The sequence below is a fragment of the Fulvivirga aurantia genome (genome assembly GCF_009711475.1).
GTDB lineage: Bacteria > Bacteroidota > Bacteroidia > Cytophagales > Cyclobacteriaceae > Fulvivirga > Fulvivirga aurantia.
In genome coordinates this window covers 1-2,085 of the sequence record NZ_SMMD01000369.1, presented here as the reverse complement: position 1 = coordinate 2,085, position 2,085 = coordinate 1, and the positions used below count along the sequence as shown (strand labels likewise).

At 34.8% G+C, this 2,085-nt stretch carries 3 protein-coding genes; all 3 read right to left on the bottom strand.

Features of this window, described 5'->3' with window-relative positions; translation table 11 throughout:
• A partial coding sequence (locus E1176_RS01930; RefSeq protein WP_155208889.1) for a hypothetical protein occupies positions 1-395 on the bottom strand: 395 nt, incomplete at its 3' end.
• A 307-nt stretch (positions 396-702) separates the two neighbouring features.
• Positions 703-1,143 carry a hypothetical protein gene (locus tag E1176_RS01925; protein WP_155208888.1) on the bottom strand — a complete coding sequence of 147 codons (441 nt, stop codon included), beginning with the start codon at positions 1,141-1,143 and terminating at the stop codon, positions 703-705.
• A 245-nt stretch (positions 1,144-1,388) separates the two neighbouring features.
• Positions 1,389-1,754, bottom strand: coding sequence for a hypothetical protein (locus E1176_RS01920; protein WP_155208887.1), 366 nt, complete (start codon positions 1,752-1,754; stop codon positions 1,389-1,391).
• Between the last annotated feature and the right edge of the window lie 331 nt (positions 1,755-2,085).

Genomic DNA, 2,085 nt, shown 5'->3' with positions numbered 1-2,085 from the left:
ATTATGAGTAGTAATTTAGAATTCCCATCGGTTATGATTAACCCATAGATCAAGAATGCGATTATAAGTAGGGTTGATAAAATAGAAGAATAGAATTCAAAGCTTTTAATAAATATTTGAAAACTAAGTTTAACAGATGTAACCCGATTATCAATTTGTCCAACTATATAGGTTTTCCTTGTTTCGCTGTCCTCAAATTTTCTCGTCTCTTTGATTGTAATGTTATTTCCGTTGACAGAGAACTTATATCTTTTCTTTTCAAGATCTGACTGAAGTTCTATTCCTTCGTCTTTCTGCCAATTGGTACTTAGCCGATTGATAAGTTCATTTACGTCTCCCAAATATTCCAGCTCGAATTGTTCGTTTAAACCCAGAAGTTTGTAGAATTTCTGCATTTTAATATTCTATAACGCCCCTGAAAAGAGTAGTTTGTTTACTTGTTTTAGAGGCATAAAACTAGCACGATTTGGGTTTAGAACCTACTTGTCTGCCAAAACGTATGTATAGGCAGAGTTCCGCAAAATGCAGCTTGCAACACCCCGACATTACAAGTAGTCCACAAGCTAAGAGATGAAAGCGGCTATGAAATACTAACCCAAAACGTGCGGGCTAGGAGTTTACCCGACTTCTGGTGGACACCAAAGTCTTAAAAGACTTCGCACGGTGAAGGCAAATGCCCCATTACAGCATGTTGGTAAGTCGTTATTGAACTAATAAGTCGGACAACTCCTCATCTTGTATTCTAAAAATCATAGTGCGATCATGTCCACTCCAGTTTCCTGTGGGTGGAACTGCCCAGTTATAATCAGTATTTGAATTGGCTTCGTTAATGGAATCTTGAATTTCAAGTTTTCTTTTGAGCAAAAAGCTGTCAAAATGAGTTACATAGAATACTATGAATTGTTCAGATGAGTCATATTCTGTTCCAGTAATAAACATGCTATCTAATGGCTCATCTTTTTTTGTCAAGTAATTTTTCACTTCTTTCCAGGCTTGAAATGTTAATGAGTCATTGGACTGAAAATCTGACACTAATGGAAATTCAATGTCAGAAATATAAATAATTGGTTTGTCAATTGTTTTATTGCACGAAATAAGAACGGAAGAAATGAAAATCGTTAATGGATAGATAAAATGTCTCATTTATATGCTTGCCTACGCCCGGTTAGCACGCGTATATCCTTCGGAATAAATTAAGATGCAAGCTAATTAATTCCATGTATTGGAAAAATAGTAGAGACCTTAACAAGAAATTTCTATGCACCGCAAGAAGCTAAAGAAGACCTTCACTTCACAGCTAAAAAATAACAAATACAGAATGAGTGAGAGAGAAGCAGTCACAAACCAGCAATGCACTTTAGCATACGCGCTGCAATACAATCTTACCGTTAATTTTCTGTCTTTATGTTAAATAATTTCTTAGTTCGTGCGGTATCTTTTGTCGAGATAATTATTGCACCTCGCTGCCCTAATTCTCCAAAGAGTTTAGTAGCTGACTCTGGTTTTAAATAAGATATTTCTTCAATATAGCTCTTAGGTACTTTTTTAAGGCTATTCATATCTACATCATGATAATCCATCATCAAGCCAAATTTAAAGGTCGTATCATGTGCTATAATTGAATCATACTTGTTGTCAAAAAATAGAGAATCTAAAAATTCGTAAACGCTAGGCTCTTCCAATTCAACTTGTCCGGATGAAATCGATGGAAATAAACAAATTGCAGCTAATAATATAAGTATTCTTATAGGCATCACTCTAATAAACGGTAACGGTCAAATATAAGAATAGTGTGGATTTTCGGAGTGATATATTGTCTGCTCACATCAAAGTTTATTAGGAGTAAAAAATGCTCAATTTAAGCCACTGAGCCCGCATTACGCTTATATAATGTTGTATGCCGTTGTAACTCATTTGGGTATATTTTTCAAACTAGGGTTGTCCTTAGTGTAATATTCACCTACTACTAAGTCAGAGTTGTTAAGCTCATCTGTTATGTAGGAAGTTGTATAAATCATTTGATAACTAGATGGATCATATGAATCAACCCTTTCAATTAATAACTTTTGTAGGTTTTGAGCCCTT